This window comes from [Clostridium] clostridioforme AGR2157 (assembly GCF_000424325.1).
Taxonomy (GTDB): Bacteria; Bacillota; Clostridia; order Lachnospirales; family Lachnospiraceae; genus Enterocloster; species Enterocloster clostridioformis_A.
This window is the reverse complement of record NZ_AUJR01000011.1, coordinates 1-17932: the sequence shown is the minus strand read 5'-3', so window position 1 is coordinate 17932 and position 17932 is coordinate 1. Positions and strand designations below refer to the sequence as shown.

Here is a 17932-nt window from a genome sequence, read left to right as displayed (position 1 = left end):
ATACCTCTCTCCTTGCTTTTTGTTACTGACCGGGCTCTGCCTTAGACGTGCTGGCAGGACCTTCTGATGTCTCACTTTCTGTCCTCTCCCGGCTCTCATCCGGGCTGGCCGCTGTACTGCCAGTTGACGGTCCTTTTTCTGTCACCGTCACCTGGATATGGTCGTAGCTCACCAGTTCATAGGCATCGCCCAGCTGGAACTTAATCTCCCCGCTGTTCTCTCCCGGCACCATATCCTCCACATCCATCTCAGCGCCCAGCGCGGCAGCCGAAAGCTGGTCCAGATCTTCCTTCAGACCTCTTATGACTACGTTCACAGAATCCCTGTCATACTGATATTCATAATCGCTGTGGGCTCCCACCCGCTTAATCTGGCTGGTCCTAAGCTCAAATGTCCTGCTCTCCAAAGCCTCCACCTTAATGACAACCTTCACCTCTTTGGAATACTCGTCCGAAAGGTAAACTCCCTCCGGCAGATACTGGCTGATATCAAGGGTGACTTCCTTATCCCCTGTGGCTCCGTCCATATTCAGCTCAGAGCTTGGGATGGTAATGGAATTAATATTGGCCAAATCGGATTTCAGCCCGTTGACAGCCACAGAAGGACGGCTGCTCTCTATCCCCGTATACCGGTATCCGTCTGCCACCCTGCCTTCCGGCTCAAAGTTCAGCACCAGGCTCTTGCGCTTGAGAATCGGCATTGTATAATCCACACTGGAGCGGCTGAATGTGATGCGCTCGTCAGTAGGTATTTCATTTTCATTGGCGTCAAAGCACACCACCGGAGCGCTGTCTGCCAGGTTGGAATCTGCGCCGTCCACGTTGATCACAATTCCCACCGCGCTGATCTGGCCCACCACGGACATGGGGCCGCTGACATTTATATAGTTGGGCGAAACTGAAGGTGTTCCTTTATCGTATCCTTCGGCAGCTTCCCCTATCACCTTGGCCCTGATCTCAAAGGACTTGCGCTGCAGATCCTCTGTCTTGACGCGGATGACCCCCGGCTTTGCCACCGGAGTGTCCAAAAGACGTTTGTTGTTCTTAACCTCTATCTTCACCGGCACTGCGCCCGTGGGTTCATAGATATCGGCCAAATCTATATAGGCCCTGAAATCCGAGGCGCTGATGCCTGCCTTATCCAGTGTCCTTACACGGTAGCTGACCGTAACAGTATCCTTATCCGTCAGCAGCTCATATGTCTTGCCGTTGGACGTCAGGATTCCTTCATTGACAATATCCAGCGGAACCTCCTTTGAATCCGAGTCCTCCGGGTTATTGATGTTCACCACTGCCAGCCAAACAAAAAATGCCAGGAAGACAGAAAGTACTTTAAGCCCAAGATTATTAGACAGCTTTTTTTCCATTCTTCAGCCTTCCCTTCCATATTTTCAATCGGTTCAATGAAACAGTCTCCTCTTTCACGTTGGAAAGTACCTTTTTGAGGCTTTCTGCATCTGGTATCCTGGACAGCACTCCTCCTTCTGCTACCGATACCCTTCCGGTTTCCTCCGACACCACGATGGTGATACTGTCCGTGGATTCACTTACACCCACAGCCGCCCTGTGGCGCGTGCCCAGGTCCTTGCTGATGCTCATGTTATCGGTCAGCGGCAGATAACAGGTTGCCGCTGTGATGCGGTTGCCCCTGATAACCACTGCGCCGTCGTGAAGAGGTGTGTTGTGTTCAAAAATATTAATCAGCAGCTGGCTGGTCACCAGGCCGTTAATTTCGATTCCCGTCCTCTCTATCTCCTTCAGGGAAGATCCCCGCTCAATTACCATCAGTGCGCCTGTCTTTACCTTGGCCATCTCAAAGGTGGCCCTGACCAGCTCGTTGATGGTCTTGTCGTTAAAGCCCTGGTTATCCTTGCCCTCGTCAAAGGAAAAGATATAGGACATGTAATTGCGGCTTCCCAGCTGTTCCAGAGCCTTGCGAAGCTCAGGCTGGAATATGACCAGAAGGGCCGTCACCGCAATGGTAGTGGTATTCTCCAGAATCCACAATATGGTGGTCAGATGAAGCACGGCGGCAAACAGCACAAACACCAGGATAACCAGAAGTCCCTTTAACAGGTTCCAGGCCCTGGTGTTCTTAATCCACACCAGAAGTTCATAGACCAGAAAGGAAATAATCACGATTTCCAGAATATTCCCCACTGATATCCTTGGAAGCAGTGACAGCCAGGATGTCACTTTTACCAGTATTTCCGCCATACTCTCACCTCCTTACGTTCACTTTTTTTCATTAATAAGAATTTCTCTCCCTTGTGCCGCGTTTATGGGTACTGATTTTCTGTACCTTCACATCCGGGGTGCTCACGGTCATCTTGGGCACCGCCTTCACATAATAATAATAATCATCGTCCTCGAACTGCACATATTCGGTCCGGGTATAATCCACGGACAGGACAAAAAAATTGAATACAGCCGCTATGGCTGCCGATAAAACAAGTCCCAGAATCATCTGTCCCACGGGAACAGATACCCCGAACACAAAATCTCCCACAAAAATGGCCAGAAGCTCCGCCACGGAGCCTGCCACAATGGCAACCACCCATGCATAATCCATGGACAGCCTGCGTATGAGGTACACCACGATGATGCCCACCGCGCAGGTGGCAATCATGACTATCATGGCCTGGTTAAAGAGCACGGATTTAAGAATCTGGCTGTATTTCTGCACAATGTCCACAGAGCCGTCGCTGGCAGCCAGGATGCCTGCGTTCTGCTTCACATATATGAGCAGATAGTACAGGAACACGCCGCATCCAACGGGGATCACGGAAGCCAGGCTTCCTCCAAGTCCCACCAGCAAAGGAACCACATAGGGAATTTTAAACAGGAAGGCAAGGGGTGTCAGAACCATCAGATAACTGTCCCCGGGCTTGAATCCGTAGTAAAGAATGGCAATGATCATTATCAGCACAATGGCAATCAGGGCCATCTCCAGAGAAACCGCATATACATGGGCAATCAACAGGCAGCCCGCCAGGAACACGATGGCGCCATAGGGCAGGAATGCGCTGACCAGACAGACCGGAAGGATGACGAAAGGACTTTTAAGCTTTGCCATATATCCGATATTCGTATTAAGGCTTACCACGGTGCAGAGCGCAAACAGGAAGCGCACCACCGGCTGTATTCCGTAACTGTAGCGGTTGTAAAATCGTTTCAGATGTTCTTTCCATAGCAGAAGACTTGTCATCGAACCCTTCCTCCTCTGTTGTCCTTGGTTCTGTCGGTCCTGTCTTTGTTGTCATATTTCTTGACCAGGTGTCTCAGTCTGGAGGCATACATGGTCTGGGAACGTGATGCGTAGTCGTACCTTCTGGAATATACAATCCAGGTCACAAACAGGTAAAATACCAGTCCCCCCGCATAAAGGATTCCCCAGTTCCTGCCGCACTCCAGCAATTCTTCTATGCTCATGCCGCCCAACAGCACGTCCAGTTTGTAGAGTATCCACAGAAGCAGAATCAACAGGTAGCAGAAAGTATAACCGAAAAAGGAGCGGAACATCTGTCCGCCGACATAATCCTTTTTAAAATAACGGTTAATGGGAAATATCTTCCTGCCCTCATTCTTTTCAAATATGGCCAGCCCAGTCATATATCTGACCTTTTCTTCGTTCAGCATACAGGTACCTCTTACGCTTTTTCATAACATATCAATTTAGTATACCACAACTTTTTCAGATTTGCGACACTATAAATCAATTTTTATGATTTTGTAAGGAACTGGAATTTGGCTTAAGAAACCGCCCTATTTTCCCACCAGCACCATCACGGTTCTTGGACGAATTCTGAATCCATTTCCCCCCAGGGGGCCCGGACAGGGGACATCCTCCCACGTGTCTGCCGCCAGTTCCCATTCCATTCCCTCCGGAAGGACCGGCAGCTCCACATCAAGGGGTTCCCAATATGCATTGGATGCAATGTACACGGTCTGGGGGTCTTCCCCCTCCTCCCGGCCGGCAAACATAACACCCACATAGCGCTCATACTCCGCAAAGGAACTGCACCAGGGCATCACTCCGTGAAAGCTCACATCCGGGAAGCCGCAGGCCCCGCCGCTCACATTGGCGCGTACCAGGCGGTGTGTCTTGCGGAACCGTATCATATACTGGAAGAAACGGAATATATCCTTATATTGTCCCAGCCGTTCCCAATCCAGCCAGGAAATCTCATTGTCCTGGCAATAGGCATTGTTATTGCCGAACTGGGTGTTGCAGAACTCATCTCCTGCCAGAAACATGGGTGTTCCCCTGCTGCACATGAGGAGGGCGCAGGCATTGCGCACCATGCGCCGCCTCAGGGCTTCCACCTGAGGATCGTCTGTCTCCCCCTCCGCGCCGCAGTTCCAGCTGTTGTTGTCATTGGCGCCGTCCGTATTGTTCCATCCGTTTGATTCATTGTGCTTTACATTGTAGGAAAACAGGTCGTAAAGGGTAAAACCGTCATGGCATGTAATGAAATTTACGGATGCGTTCTTCCTGTCATGGTCCGCATATATATCTCTGGAGCCGGCGATTCGCAGGGCCGCCGCCTGTGCCATGCCCTGGTCTCCCTTGATATGGCGGCGCATGTCGTCCCTGTACCTGCCGTTCCACTCTGCCCAACGGTTCCAGGACGGGAAAGTCCCCACCTGATAAAGGCCGTCCGCATCCCACGCCTCGGCTATGAGCTTAACATCGCCCAGAATGGGGTCAAAGGCAAGGCTCTGAAGCAGGGGAGGCTTGCTCATGGGCGCGCCGTCCTCGTTGCGCGCCATGATGGAGGCCAGGTCAAAGCGGAACCCGTCAATTCGGTAGGCCGTAACCCAATAACGGAGGCAGTTGAGAATCATCTGCTGGACAATGGGGTGATTGCAGTTTAAGGTATTGCCGCAGCCGCTGAAATTGTAGTAGTATCCCTCAGGAGTCAGCAGATAGTATATATTGTTATCAAATCCTTTAAAAGAAAAGAAGGGCCCGTTTTCATTTCCTTCCGCCGTATGGTTGAATACCACATCCAGGTAGACCTCAATCCCATGCTGGTTGAACACCCGTATGAGGTTCTTAAGTTCATTGCCCTCTCGGTTGTACTCCGTACTGGCAGTGTAGCTGGTGTTGGGTGCAAAGAAGCTTACGGTGTTGTATCCCCAGTAATTATAAAGCTTCCGGCCGTCCACCTCCCGGTAATCCTGCATCTCGTCGAATTCAAATATGGGCATCAGCTCCACCACGTTCACGCCCAGCTCCAGCAGATAGGGAAGCTTTTCCACCAATCCATCAAAGGTTCCGGGATGAAGTACGGCCGAGGAGCCGTGCATGGTAAATCCCCTTACATGAAGTTCATAAATGATTAAATCCTCCATGGGTGTCAGGGGCTGGGCCATATCCGCCCAGTCAAAGTCATCCTTGACCACCCTGGCCTTATAGTGCTGGCATCCCGGCAGCGGGTCCCCCCACCGGCTCTGTCCGGTAACCGCCTTGGCATAGGGGTCCAGCAGATACTTGTTCTTATCAAATATAAGCCCCTTTTCCGGTTCATAGGGACCGTCCACCCGGTACGCATACTCAAATTCGCCGATGTTCAGCTTGAACACAATCATGGAGTACACATTGCCGATGCGGTAATGCTTTGGAAAGGGAAGAACCGCATAGGGCTCCTCCTCTGTCCGCCTAAACAGGAGCAGCTCAATGGCAGTGGCTCCATGGGAATACACCGTAAAATTGACTCCCCCCGGTATGGCGGTGGCTCCGTTTATCTCATAGAATCCTGGCCTGACCGCATATCCTCCTAAGTAGTCCATGGGTACCAGGTGAATGGTGCCGGGCAGGGCCAGGTGGTCAATACTGGCCGGTCTTAAGGCTTTCCTGTCCTTCACCGCGCTTTTGTCCTGTGTTGCTGCCGCTGTGCGGCTGGTGGCTTTCTTTCCCTTTTCCTCCATACATTCCTCCATACATTCCTCCTATGTTCGCCTTATGTCAGGCTGTTTCAGGCATTGTATTAACAATATACAACATCCCAAGGTATATTACAAGACTTGGAAAAAGCCGCCGGACTCAAAGGCTGACGCAATTTATTATATAATTCTAAAATTGTCTGATTACCGTGTGTGGTGACGTAATTAGAGAATCCTAATATATCAAATAGAGCAATAGAATAAAATTGTTCTTGCTTGCCAGCTTCTTTGAGACGTTTTTCCATCTCTATTTGAGAAATACGCTCATGAGTTGGTTGGTTAATGGCTGAATTGTCCATATTCTTTTCTCCAATAGTTATTGGTTGATGAATTATTATTTTATACTACTGGACAGCTAATATCAACCAAATATCACATAAGGTATCAATGACCTTTCTCACTATATCCTTTTGATTCTTCATTCTGCCACCTCCTGGTCTGGTTCATTTCATTATAACAGGAGGAACCCGGATTGTCTTAATAAAAAGTGCGTTTGTGACAAACTGTTTGTGTCCACGCTCAAGCAATAAACCGGGGCAAGATTTTCACAAATCCCGCCCCGGTCATTATCTAAATACTTTATATTAACTTTAATACAGCTTTGCTCCCGCAGGAATCCTGTCATCCACCATCAGAAGATGCAGACGTCCCTCGCCTTCCTCATGATGAACGGCGGATTAAAATTATAAGGATTCAGATATAAATTATTCTTCAGATCCGGATTGCCTGCTCTGGAGAGCCTTCTTATAGTCTTTTGGAGAAATCCCCACGTTTTTCTTAAAAAACCGGCTGAAATAAAGTGAGTCTTCATAGCCGACAGACCGGGAAACATCTGAGATTGAAAATTTCGGATTTAATAATAATTCCCGGGCGTTGGATATGCGCACATTGATAATGTATTGCAAGGGCGTCATCCCAATATAGTTCCGGAAACTTCGGATAAACCAACAGGGGCTGGTATAGACGGAAGCAGCGTACGCGTTTACATTGATGGGCTTTGCATAGTTTTCATCAAAATAAACAAGAGCTTCATTGATGATGGATTCCATAGAACCTCCAGCCACATAAGGATTGTGTCGGTTCCGACCAGCCAGTGCCAGCAATTCCTGAAACTGACAGGCAATGATCGCCTCATAGTTTTTCCTGCACAGCTGCAGCTCCTTGATCATTTTGCGAAAAAGATTCTGGTATTCTAGGGACACACCTCCCCAGTAGATCTGCTCCTTGCCGGAAAAGCCGAATTGCTCCAATATGCCTTCCACTGCATTCCCCGTGAAATGGATCCAATATACCTCGGTGTGGTCCGAAGAATAGTATTCATATACCTGCCGGTCGCCCGGGCAGAACAAAACAAACTGGCCGGAGGTTACCGTGACCGGGCAGCGCTCTCTTCCGGCGTCCTCCCCATCAAAAGAAAAATGCCCGCGCCCGGAATGGAAATACAATAGCTGGTAATCCTTTCGCCCATTCGGCCTTGCTGTTTCCACAACAGAGTCCGCTTCCGTTATGCGATAAAAACCGCAGCACAGAACTTTCAGAGGAACGGTTTTATCTTCATAATCGACCGGCGTCAGATAGCTTTCCAGCATATTGTCCAGATATGCAACATTGATATACATCGCGTTCCTCCTTTATAGTATCATTTTGTCCATATTTCAGAAAATATAGTTTATATGCTTTTATATTGCAATTATGCTATTATTATAGCATAAAACGAATTGCATGCAAGAAATTTTAATATAATTTTGTCACAATACAGGAGAAGGAGTAAACCATTATGAGCGAAAGACGATATTTGAATTGGTTTAACAAGGTCGGATATGGATCAGGGGACATTGCAGGCAACGTTGTTTATGCCTTTCTCTCAGCTTTTGTTATGATTTATCTGACCGACACGATGGGGATGAACGCAGGAATCGTAGGAACACTGATGATGTTTTCCAAGATTTTTGACGGGGTCACAGACATCTTTTTTGGATCCATGATCGACAAGACGCATTCCCGTCTGGGGAAAGCAAGGCCATGGATGCTGTACGCCTATATCGGATGTGCAATACTCCTGGTGGCCATCTATTCTGTACCGTCCGTAATCAGTACAACCGCACAGTATGCATGGTTCTTCATTACATACAGTATGCTGAACGCTGTTTTCTACACAGCCAATAACATTGCTTACTCTGCTTTGACCGCCCTGATCACAAAGAACGGACATGAACGTGTGCAGATAGGTTCGATCCGTTTCATTTTCGCATTCAGTACAAGTGTGCTGATTCAGTCGGTAACGGTTGGTCTGGTCAGCCATTTTGGCGGCGGAGCATCCGGATGGAGAACGGTGGCGATCATCTACGCGATCATAGGTCTTTTGGTCAATTCATTCTCTGTGTTCTCTGTAAAAGAGCTTCCGCCGGAAGAACTGGCTCTTGAAGGGGAAGATGTAAGCGAAACAGAGGACGAAAAAATTTCTCTTCTGGATTCTTTGAAGCTGCTGATAGCCAATAAGTATTATCTGATCATCTGCGGCGTTTATATCTGCTGCCAGGTCTCTTCCGCCCTGACTGCAATGGGGATTTATTTCATGACCTATGTGCTGGGGGATGCCAACCTGTTAGGAAGTTTTTCCGTAGCGATGAACGCACCGATCATTATCGGACTGCTGCTGACGCCCGCGATCGTAAAAAAGGCAAAAGGGATTTATAAGATAAATTTATCCGGCTACGTGCTGGCAACCGTGTTCAGGGCATTGGTCATTGTAACCGGACTTGCGCGCAATGTTCCTCTGATGCTCGCTTTCACAGCGCTGGCTTATATCGGGACAAGTCCGCTGCAGGGAGATCTGAATGCGCTGATCGCTATCTGCTCCGAATATACCTGGAGAACAAAAGGAAAGCGGATTGACGGAACTATGTACTCCTGCACTTCTCTTGGAACGAAGATCGGGGGCGGTGTCGGAACGGCACTTGGCGGATGGCTGCTTGCCGCGGGCGGATATGTGAGAAATGCCGCTGTGCAGCCTCAGTCCTGTATTAACATGCTGAACTTTATGTACCTTTGGGCGCCGTTCCTTTTAAATGTTCTGATTACACTTCTTCTCTATATGCTGAAGGTGGAACAGGCAAATGCGAAATGGGATGAAGAACACGGAGCGATACCGGAAATACAGAGACAGGAATAGGAGGATCATATGAATAACAAGAACAGAATAACGAAAGCAGACCTGAACTGGCTCGAAGACCAGAAGGTTTTTCAGGTAAATCGTCTTCCGGCTCATTCTGATCATGAATTTTACGAGGACACGCTTACCTGGGAAAAGGGTGACGCCACGCTAAAGCAGTCTCTGAACGGTGCGTGGAGGCTCAAATGGAGTTCAAAGCCAGATGAACGTCCGACGGAGTTTATGACAGAAAGGTACGACATTTCCGGATTTGATACGATCAGCGTACCGGGGCATCTGGAGCTGGCCGGATATGGACAGATTCAGTATACGAACACCACTTATCCCTGGGATGGGCACGCTTTCTTACGTCCGCCCCACATTGACTGGGAAAATAATCCGGTCGCCAGTTATGTGAAAGAATTCGATTTAAAAGACAGCCTGATCGGCAAGAGGATCTGCATCTCCTTTCAGGGGGCAGAGGAAGCAATTTATGTATGGCTGAACGGTCACTTCATCGGATATGGAGAAGATTCCTTTACGCCGTCCGACTTTGATATTACCGACTTCGTGAAGCCAACAGGCAACCGGCTATGCGTGGAGCTTTATAAAAGAAGCTCTGCGGCATGGATCGAAGATCAGGATTTCTTCCGCTTTTCCGGAATCTTCCGTGAGGTTTTCCTCTATGCGAAGCCGGAAGCCCATGTGGAAGACCTCAAAGTCATAGCGGATTATGATGTTTCCGGAAAAAAAGGACTCTTCTCTTTCACCGCCAAACTGTCAGGAAGCACAGCAAAAAGCGTCATATGGAATCTGAGTGACGGAAAATCGAATAACATTTCAAACGGAAGCATAGCTGCTGATGAATTGTGCGGGACTGGAATTGTAGAGCTGGAGAATATCACCCCCTGGGATGTAGGGAAACCTCATTTATACCAACTTGTTATCTGCATCCGGGATGAAGAAAAGAATGTGGTAGAGATCGTTCCCTATTCGATTGGGTTCCGGCATTTTGAGATCGAGGACAAGGTCATGAAGCTTAACGGGAAGAGGCTTTTAGTCAACGGTGTAGATCGTCATGAATGGAATGCGAAAACGGGACGTGCGATAACTGAAGAGGATATGCGTCGGGATATTGCGGTCATGAAGAAAAACGGGATCAACGCCGTAAGGACTTCCCATTACCCAAATCAGAGCCTTTGGTATCGCCTCTGTGACGAGGCAGGCATCTGCGTCATGGATGAGGCAAATCTGGAAAGCCACGGCACCTGCATGAAAATGGGGATCACAGAAGTCTCCTGGAATATTCCGCACAACAACGAGGACTGGCTTGGCTGCTGTCTGGATCGCGCCGTGTCCATGTACGAGAGGGATAAAAACCACCCGTCCATCCTGTGGTGGTCAGCAGGAAATGAATCTCATGTTGGTACGGTCATTCAAAAGATGTGCGAGTATTTCCATGCATCCGATCCTCATCGCCTGGTGCATTATGAAGGCGTCTTTTACGACAGGGACTTTGATTTTATCACGGATATTGAAAGCCGGATGTATCCGCACCCGGACGCAGTACGGGAATATCTGGAGAATGAACCGGAAAAGCCTATGTGCCTCTGTGAATACATGCATGACATGGGCAATTCCATGGGCGGCCTGGAATCCTATATGAAGCTGCGGGAAGAATTCCCCATGTTCCAGGGCGGATTCCTGTGGGATTTCATCGATCAGGCGCTGTATCAGAAAGATGAGAATGGGGATTTCACAGACCTGCTGCGCTATGGCGGCGATTTCGGAGAACGCCCCACCGATTACGCTTTCTGTGCCAATGGGCTGCTGTTTGCTGATCGAACGGAGAAACCGGCCATGGATGAAGTGCGTTACTGGTATATGAGCAAGGAAGACCGTTTGGCTTATGACCTTGCAAATGCCGAAAAAAGAGAGGCCTGCAGGCTGGATGTGATCAGAGAGCTGGAGAAATATCCGGATTATCCGGTAACTTTAAGCACGGTGGGCGGTCCCAAATATAAAGTTCCTGCGGGAATCGCCGGTTCCTCTATTGTGAACCAGGAAAGCTTTGATAAAGGAATGACAGATAGCGGCAGGAACGTCGGACCCTATTTAAAGGTGATCCATGCCGACTGTAACCTCGGACTATACGGGAAAGGTTTTCACTATGTATTTTCCTTCGATAAGGGCGGACCGGTTTCTTTAATCATTCGTGGTAAAGAACAGGTACACCGCGCTCCGAAGCCAACTTTCTGGCGGGCGCCTACTGAAAACGACATGGGCTGCAATTATCCGGCAGGAAGCGCAGCCTGGGCGGGAGCTGACCTTTACAGTACTGCAGTAGAATGTATAGTAGAAGAATTTGGAGATGATTTTTCAGAGGAACTGGTGCCTCTTGAGTTTACGAAACGAAAAGCTGCAAGAGAAGACATCCGTGAAGTGGAGATCCGTTATATATTTGCGACCGCAACGGTTCCCAAAACCTTTGTTACGGTTACTTACCGTGTGAATGCTTACGGAAAGATCAAGGTATATCTGGATTATAAGGGAAATGAGAGTCTTCCGGATCTTCCGGCGTTTGGCCTGCAGTTTGTGACCGCAGAAAAACAGGAAGGATATTCCTGGGACGGCCTTTCAGGAGAGACTTATCCGGATCGTTATAAGGGGGCGAGCTTTGGTTCTTATGAAAGCGCGACCTGCATGACGCCCTATCTGGTTCCGCAGGAATGCGGCAATCACAAAGACACCTACCGTATGAAGGTGGGAGAATTGATTTTTCTGATGTCCGAGAGACCGTTCAATTTCTCCGTGCTTCCATACACGCAGCATCAAATCGCGGCGGTTTATCATCAGGAAGAATTACCGGAAAGCTTCCGGAGCGTCATCCGTATCCTGGGCGCACTGCGCGGCGTCGGCGGCATTGACAGCTGGGGAAGCGATGTGGAGAAGGCATACCATATAAAGGGAAAGAACGATATTCGTTTTTCATTTTACATGCTCCCTGTCCTCTCATAATGATTTATAGAAAACGAGCAGGAGCGGACAGCATTTCGCCTTCTCCGTATGAAACCAAACAAGGAAACCATTTCCTAAACCCTCTTGCAAAATACGCAGTGTTGGTTTATAATCATCTTAGAAGCCGAAGGATATTAGCACGTCCGACGGTTGTACAATCGGAAACTTATAAAGCGTAAAAAATTACGGATTACAGGCTATCCCCTATTGGCAGTAGAGGATAGCCTTTTCCGTTACTTGCGGTTGTGTTTATTATGTATGTCAAGATTACAAAGGCATCCCTTTTCATTTACATCTAACTTTCACGAATCCAGCGCCCAATAATAGATTGCCAATTCATACCGTCCTGCATGATTCTAAGCACCGTCACAACCTGTTTTGACTCATCTACCACATAAAAGATAAGGTATGTATCACGAGGTTTCATGCAAATCTGATATCCCCGATACATAAAACCAGTATGCTGGTGTCCATCGGGAAACGTATCCAGGCTTTTCAGCGCACGCTTTATTTTCTTTGAAAAATTTTCAGCCAGTTCCCGGTATTTAAACTGCCGCAGGATATACGTTTTCATAACTTTGATATCCTGTTTTCCGTTTTGGGCAATCTGTACCCGATAATGTTTCTTCATAGTCTACCTTAAATCGCGTCAATCTCTGCCCATGCTTCCTCTATTGTTTGGACTCTTCCCTGTTCCATATCGTCAATGGCCTCATCCAGCCTGCCAAGTAACTCTTTCATTACATCTTTAGCCTGATAGCTCAACGATTGCTCTGCAGCTGTCTGTGTCATGATTGCCATAATTTTCACCCTTCCTTAAATAAGTGCCTGTTATTTTGTCTATCAACATTATAACCTTTATTGAAAAGAAAATCAATCACAGACCGTTTTTACAATTTCACAATTAACGCCCCTCTTGTCCCGTGGAGGAAATAAGTTTTTCCGTCCGTATCGGTATACCAGCCGGTCTGCATATAACCGTTTTCATCAAAATGATACCACTCCGCTATACCATTATAGGAAAGCTGCTGCCAGCAGGATTTGGGATAAGTCCCATCCTGGTTCCTATACCACCACCCCACTGTGTCCTGAATCCAGGTGCCGCTTTCCTGACCTGGTTCTTTGGCGCTTCCTGTCGATGAACGGCTGGAGGAACCGCCGTCGCTGGAAGAACCGCCTCCCCCACTGCCTCCCGAAGAAGAGCTGCTGCCGATGGGTTTTATGTCAGGGCCAAACCCAATCCGTGCTCCCCTGATATCACTATTAAATATATCAGCAGATATCCGGGCCGGCCCGTCATTGCCACTTCCAGGATTGATGCCTATGATGGGACTTCTGTGACCTCCACTATCAGCGCCATGAGGACCATGAAACTGTGACCGAATGCATCCCCACCATTGACTTTATCAAACGCCTGATTGTACATATCCCTGACAGACACTTTTCCGCTGCTATGGGATTTATGCAAAGCACCATAAACAGGAAAAAATCTATGTATATCCCCTCAGAAGCAGCGTTATCTTTCCAGGCTTCATACGCCTTATTCTTTCTCTACCGTCAGATAGTGCAGCCTAAACCAAAAACAAAAAACTACATAGGCAACGTCATGACGAAGTTACATCTTCGCTCTTTTGCTATGCCATTTTTTATTTCAAGTCTATTATACACCATTTTTGCCGATTTGCGAAGTTTCCTGAAAAGCAAAAAAGCCGCAAACTGAATCTAAATTGATTCAGTTTGCGGCCGCCTTACCTGGCTTCAGCAATGTATTAATATTTCCACCGTAAATAATCCTCCGCCTGACTTTATATCCATCCTGCCATGATATTTCTCCGTTATCCGCTCCATAGAGTACAGACCAAATCCATGCCCGCTTTCTTCTTTACGGCTTAAGATTTTCCTATCTGCTGATAATTTCACATCCCCCTCATAGATATTCTTAATCTGAATATACAGGCTTCCCTTTATATATTGGAAGGCTACCCATATCTCTTTCCTGCCATCCTCCACAAACCTTGACGCTTCCAGCGCGTTATCAAAGGCATTTCCCAGCAGCACGCACAAATCCGCGTCTTTTATGGACAATTCCGGCAGCGGCGCTATATCCGCATGGAATATGATACCGTTTTCTACCGCGGTCTTCCATACATGGTTTACCATAGAATCCACCACCATATTGCCCGTCCTTGATTCCAGCCTCCCGCGCTTTCTTGTTTCTCCGATCAGTTCGATTAGTGCGTCCTGGGCAGACTCTAAAGTTCCATTTTCAAGCAACTCCCCTACGAAAATCAGATGCTGCCTCATATCGTGGCGCAGTTGCCGGATTTCTATCGCCGCTGCTTCTTCCATAGCCTTCTCCTGCCGGAAAAGCTCCATCTGCTTTATATAAAAATGCGTATTTTTCTTCATCTGAAGGTTATTGACCAACTGCATATAAACCGGATAGAAGGAAAGATTCAGACAAATCAAGGCAATCGCGGCCAACAGCATCCATACCCAGATTTCCGATTGGTTCACATACAGGGCCTGCAGCAGCTGATACAACGTATGGTACAGTAACATTCCTATGATAGGCAAGACCATAAAAACCATGCCACCGCCATATGGCTCTTTTCCGATTCCCTTCTTTTTCGCGAACTGCCTGATTCCCATGCTTAACAGGAGCAGGAGTATCTTAGACGGAGCGGAAATCATCAAAAACTCGGTTTCCACGGTTCCGCTAAAATACCGAAGGGCAAAATCCACCGCACCTTCTAAGAGCATCCATATTGCCAGATAAACAGCAGGGAACACGCACCGTTTCCAAAAAGGACCGGTATATACAATCAAGCCCACCATAACAATCGTAGAAAATGTAAAAAGCAAAGTAATGTTTCCCGGAAAACACCCTGTTTCAGAAAGGCATTGCCATATAAAAAACGGCAGCCACCCAGCAATGCTCCTGATACCTTTCGGCTTATGCAGGAACGTATCCAAGTATAATTTCAATACCAGGATACTAAAGAGGGACATTGCTACACAAAAAGCCATTGTACTAAAATAAAGCATCCTTACCTTGACAGAAGTGACATCAGCCTCGCAAGCTGCTCGTCCACTTCCTGCTTCCGATGGCTGCTTACCGGAAGCACCTCCCCATTGCTCAGCTTAACAGTATCATACGAAAACCGCACGATGTGGCGGTAGTTCACCAGATAAGACTTATGTATCCTCACAAACATGCCCTTTCCCTGCCCCAGAATCTTGCTGATATCATTTAACTTCCTGTATTCCATATAACGTCCGCCTTCCTCTATGATATACGTTTTTCTCAAATCGCTTGTAAAATAAAGGATATCGCGTATCAAAAGCTTATATTCCTCTTTGTTATACCGAAATCGGTAATATGCGTCCTGTCCTATAACCGTCTGCAGAACGCGGTGAAATGTCTTTTCAAACTCTTTCTGATCCAGGGGTTTTACAATAAACCCGCTGGGGGTTACCTCAAACACCTCTTTCATATAGCTGTCATATGATGTCACATAAATCAATTCCACGACCCGGTCCAGTTTGCGTATCTGACGGGCCGCTTCCACCCCGTCCATCTCCTGCATCTGGATATCCAGACAGATAATGTCATAACGTCTCCCGCTCTTGATCTCCTTTACCAGGCTGCTCCCATCCTGATAAACATCAATTTCAAATTTTAACCCATAATTCTTTCCCATGCGGCATAATGTCTCTTCCAATCCGCCAGCAAAACGGTTATCGTCATCACAAATAGCAATGTCCAGCATCGTGTCACTCCTTATTATCTTTCAGCATCTTTTCTATCAACGCCCATACAAGACCAGTGTCACGTTCATCAAGCATATCAATCGCCCGCACCAGTTCATAATGCTCCTCCAAAACCGCACTGATAGCCTGCTGTTCTTCCCAGCTCCTTTTTACCTTTGTCCGATCAAGAAGATAGTCAATTGATACATGGTAAAAATCTGCCAGGAGGAGCAGATGGTCTAAGGTAATCGTGCTGATATCACGCTCAATGCGGCTGATGACCTGCTGGGACAGCCCCAACTGTCTTCCTAATTTACATTGTGTCAAATGCGCGGATTTCCGCAGTTTTTCTAAATTGTTATCCATATTGGCACCCTCTTTTTATATTTTACCATTAAAAGAGGGTACTTTTACTTTAATCAAAAATTTTAATAACTCTAATTAATTGTATTTAAATTCAAATCACATTAATTTCGCCTGAGTACGTGGTTTACAGTATCACAGAGACAGCGCTTTTAAATGGTGTGAAATCCTATCTTTATCTTACATACGTTCTGGATCAGCTGCGGCGGATGGACCCGTTCCCGAAGCCGGAAGACCTGGATCGGCTTCTGCCATCCACTCAGATGGCTCCGCATCCCGCTCTGCCTCTTCCTTCCCGTACGCTTCTTCTATCTTATTCCCCTGCTGGTCGTACGAATATTTCATAACACGGTAATAGGTGGTATCTGCCTCCCATCTGGCACTGATCCGCTGGCGCGTTATCTGGCCAAGGCCATTATACTCGTAAAGCTTCTCTTTTCCTTCCCCATCTGTTTCACGGGGGATCTGGCCGTGTTTATCATATTCATAGTGCCGGATTTCATTCCCTTCCGGGTCTTTTACGGTAACAAGCCGTCCCATCTTATCATAGGCATAAACAACCCCTGGACCATCGTCCAATGCTCCATCATACGACTCAGGCATGACCTGTTTGACCAGGTTCCTTTCCGCATCATAAAACCGCCTCTCGGTTCCTCCGTCCGGATAATGGATACGGATACAGTTCCTATCCCAGTTATACTCATAGGTGGTTCCGTCTCCCTCCTCTACCTCATACCGCAATGATTTTCCGTCATAATTAATGTTTTTTCTGTGGCCCCCTTTCGCTTTAACATCTTTTCTCAGTATTTATTGTTTTTCCCGTTCCGCATAGACCACAATTGAATTATCCACCAAAATTTCTATATGGGCTTTTGAAGTATAGGATTGGAATTTTTTTAACTCCTGTAAGCTTGACATATGTAGCTTGATTCCCTAAAAATAACGTATCCCGAAGGAAGCTATAGGACCGGCTGGAATCGGCCTGCCGGCTCTTTTGGATATCCTCCCGCCCCTCTGAACTATCTGCCGCAGCATGTACAACCGTTGTAGCTGCCAGCCAATAAGTCCAGAGCATAGTCGGCGTTAACAGGGCTGTTCCCAGTCCCCCTGTGATGGCACCTGCAACTACTCCAGTAGCCGGTATACCGACTGCTAGCTGGTTATATTAACAATAGCTTGAGAGACACGTCTAAAATTGGGTTCCCCATTGCTATATTCAATCCTCTTCCTCTGGATATACACCCAAATGAATCTCCTTTACTTCTCCTTCATATTTTAATCTTCCTATAACGAGAGCAACATTATAAAGCCCTTCTAAATTATCTGAATACTCTTTTTTTAGTAAATTAATGTCAAAAACCATTGCCTCAGCAAAAATCTCATCTATATCATTTGACATCTTAGTGTTTACAACTGAAACCATAAAATCTTCATCATAAGTATTTATATTAAAATCCACGCCAAACTCAGAACCTATGAAACCATCTTCTATTAATTCATAATTTTTTTTCAGATATTTATCAAGTAGTTCTTGTGATTTGCAAACCCCCACAAAAACAGAAAGATAATCATCGTTACTAAATGTATAATTTTTTTGCTCAACTTCTCTCATTTTTATATTCATTCCTCTCGTTTTATTAAAGGCACAACACATTGAATGTAAGTAAGTAATAATCCGTATCTTGACAAAATAAGAAAT

General features: G+C 47.0%; 17 protein-coding genes and 2 pseudogenes. 4 read left to right on the top strand and 15 right to left on the bottom strand.

The features are described 5' to 3' along the window. Nucleotides 1–22: 22 nt before the first annotated feature. The 8 genes and pseudogenes from G614_RS0106590 to G614_RS0106560 all read right to left on the bottom strand — a co-directional run bounded on the left by G614_RS0106590 (nt 23) and on the right by G614_RS0106560 (nt 7567). Nucleotides 23–1366, bottom strand: a complete 1344-nt coding sequence (locus G614_RS0106590) for a YbbR-like domain-containing protein (protein ID WP_027641318.1) — start codon at nt 1364–1366, stop codon at nt 23–25. Further along, nucleotides 1347–2216 (bottom strand): diadenylate cyclase CdaA, encoded by an 870-nt coding sequence (cdaA, locus tag G614_RS0106585; protein ID WP_027641317.1) that lies wholly within the window; start codon nt 2214–2216, stop codon nt 1347–1349. Before cdaA ends, G614_RS0106590 begins: the two co-directional genes overlap by 20 nt. Nucleotides 2217–2247: 31 nt before the next feature. After that, the gene (locus G614_RS0106580; protein WP_027641316.1) at nt 2248–3207 is read right to left on the bottom strand and encodes a hypothetical protein; all 960 of its coding nucleotides are present in this window, start codon (nt 3205–3207) and stop codon (nt 2248–2250) included. After that, entirely contained in the window at nt 3204–3638 is a 435-nt protein-coding gene (locus G614_RS0106575) for a hypothetical protein (protein WP_027641315.1), read from the bottom strand. The genes G614_RS0106580 and G614_RS0106575 overlap by 4 nt, the downstream gene beginning before the upstream one ends. A gap of 126 nt (nt 3639–3764) precedes the next feature. Then, nucleotides 3765–5933, bottom strand: a complete 2169-nt coding sequence (glgX, locus tag G614_RS0106570) for a glycogen debranching protein GlgX (RefSeq protein ID WP_027641314.1) — start codon at nt 5931–5933, stop codon at nt 3765–3767. A 59-nt stretch (nt 5934–5992) separates the two neighbouring features. Beyond that, nucleotides 5993–6247, bottom strand: a complete 255-nt coding sequence (locus tag G614_RS0106565) for a hypothetical protein (protein WP_027641313.1) — start codon at nt 6245–6247, stop codon at nt 5993–5995. A 291-nt stretch (nt 6248–6538) separates the two neighbouring features. Continuing rightward, nucleotides 6539–6625, bottom strand: a pseudogene (locus G614_RS34980) (methionine--tRNA ligase subunit beta); the annotation flags it as partial. 27 nt (nt 6626–6652) lie between these two features. Beyond that, nucleotides 6653–7567: an AraC family transcriptional regulator gene (locus tag G614_RS0106560; RefSeq protein WP_027641312.1), complete on the bottom strand. Its 915-nt coding sequence runs from the start codon at nt 7565–7567 to the stop codon at nt 6653–6655. A 158-nt stretch (nt 7568–7725) separates the two neighbouring features. Between G614_RS0106560 and G614_RS0106555 the strand changes: the two genes are divergently transcribed. Beyond that, nucleotides 7726–9120 (top strand): MFS transporter, encoded by a 1395-nt coding sequence (locus G614_RS0106555; RefSeq protein ID WP_027641311.1) that lies wholly within the window; start codon nt 7726–7728, stop codon nt 9118–9120. Between the two features lie 9 nt (nt 9121–9129). Beyond that, a complete protein-coding gene (locus G614_RS0106550) occupies nt 9130–12117 on the top strand; it encodes a glycoside hydrolase family 2 TIM barrel-domain containing protein (protein ID WP_027641310.1) in 2988 nt (995 codons plus the stop codon). 295 nt (nt 12118–12412) lie between these two features. Here the strand turns inward: G614_RS0106550 and G614_RS0106545 are convergent, their stop codons facing one another. The 3 genes from G614_RS0106545 to G614_RS34280 all read right to left on the bottom strand — a co-directional run bounded on the left by G614_RS0106545 (nt 12413) and on the right by G614_RS34280 (nt 13199). Beyond that, nucleotides 12413–12748, bottom strand: coding sequence for a type II toxin-antitoxin system RelE/ParE family toxin (locus tag G614_RS0106545; protein WP_027641309.1), 336 nt, complete (start codon nt 12746–12748; stop codon nt 12413–12415). Nucleotides 12749–12756: 8 nt separating this feature from the next. Then, the gene (locus tag G614_RS31135; protein ID WP_155245027.1) at nt 12757–12918 is read right to left on the bottom strand and encodes a hypothetical protein; all 162 of its coding nucleotides are present in this window, start codon (nt 12916–12918) and stop codon (nt 12757–12759) included. 89 nt (nt 12919–13007) lie between these two features. Further along, the gene (locus G614_RS34280) at nt 13008–13199 is read right to left on the bottom strand and encodes a hypothetical protein (protein ID WP_027641308.1); all 192 of its coding nucleotides are present in this window, start codon (nt 13197–13199) and stop codon (nt 13008–13010) included. A gap of 129 nt (nt 13200–13328) precedes the next feature. Here G614_RS34280 and G614_RS34975 point away from each other — a divergent pair. Next, nucleotides 13329–13602 (top strand): annotated as a pseudogene (locus tag G614_RS34975) (transposase); the annotation flags it as partial. A gap of 273 nt (nt 13603–13875) precedes the next feature. On the opposite strand, the gene G614_RS0106525 reads toward G614_RS34975, so the two are convergent. From G614_RS0106525 to G614_RS29245, 3 genes are all read right to left on the bottom strand, one after another. Then, a complete protein-coding gene (locus tag G614_RS0106525; protein WP_162142738.1) occupies nt 13876–14982 on the bottom strand; it encodes an ATP-binding protein in 1107 nt (368 codons plus the stop codon). A gap of 185 nt (nt 14983–15167) precedes the next feature. Then, the gene (locus tag G614_RS0106520; protein ID WP_027641305.1) at nt 15168–15890 is read right to left on the bottom strand and encodes a LytR/AlgR family response regulator transcription factor; all 723 of its coding nucleotides are present in this window, start codon (nt 15888–15890) and stop codon (nt 15168–15170) included. Nucleotides 15891–15894: 4 nt separating this feature from the next. After that, complete coding sequence (locus G614_RS29245) at nt 15895–16236, bottom strand: helix-turn-helix domain-containing protein (protein WP_049948053.1); 342 nt, start codon at nt 16234–16236, stop codon at nt 15895–15897. A gap of 119 nt (nt 16237–16355) precedes the next feature. On the opposite strand from G614_RS29245, the gene G614_RS34970 reads away from it, so the two are divergent. Next, nucleotides 16356–16580 (top strand): transposase domain-containing protein, encoded by a 225-nt coding sequence (locus tag G614_RS34970; RefSeq protein ID WP_420341522.1) that lies wholly within the window; start codon nt 16356–16358, stop codon nt 16578–16580. Between the two features lie 869 nt (nt 16581–17449). Here the strand turns inward: G614_RS34970 and G614_RS0106500 are convergent. Further along, on the bottom strand, nt 17450–17932 hold a 483-nt coding region (locus G614_RS0106500; RefSeq protein WP_242828011.1), incomplete at its 5' end, for an immunity 22 family protein.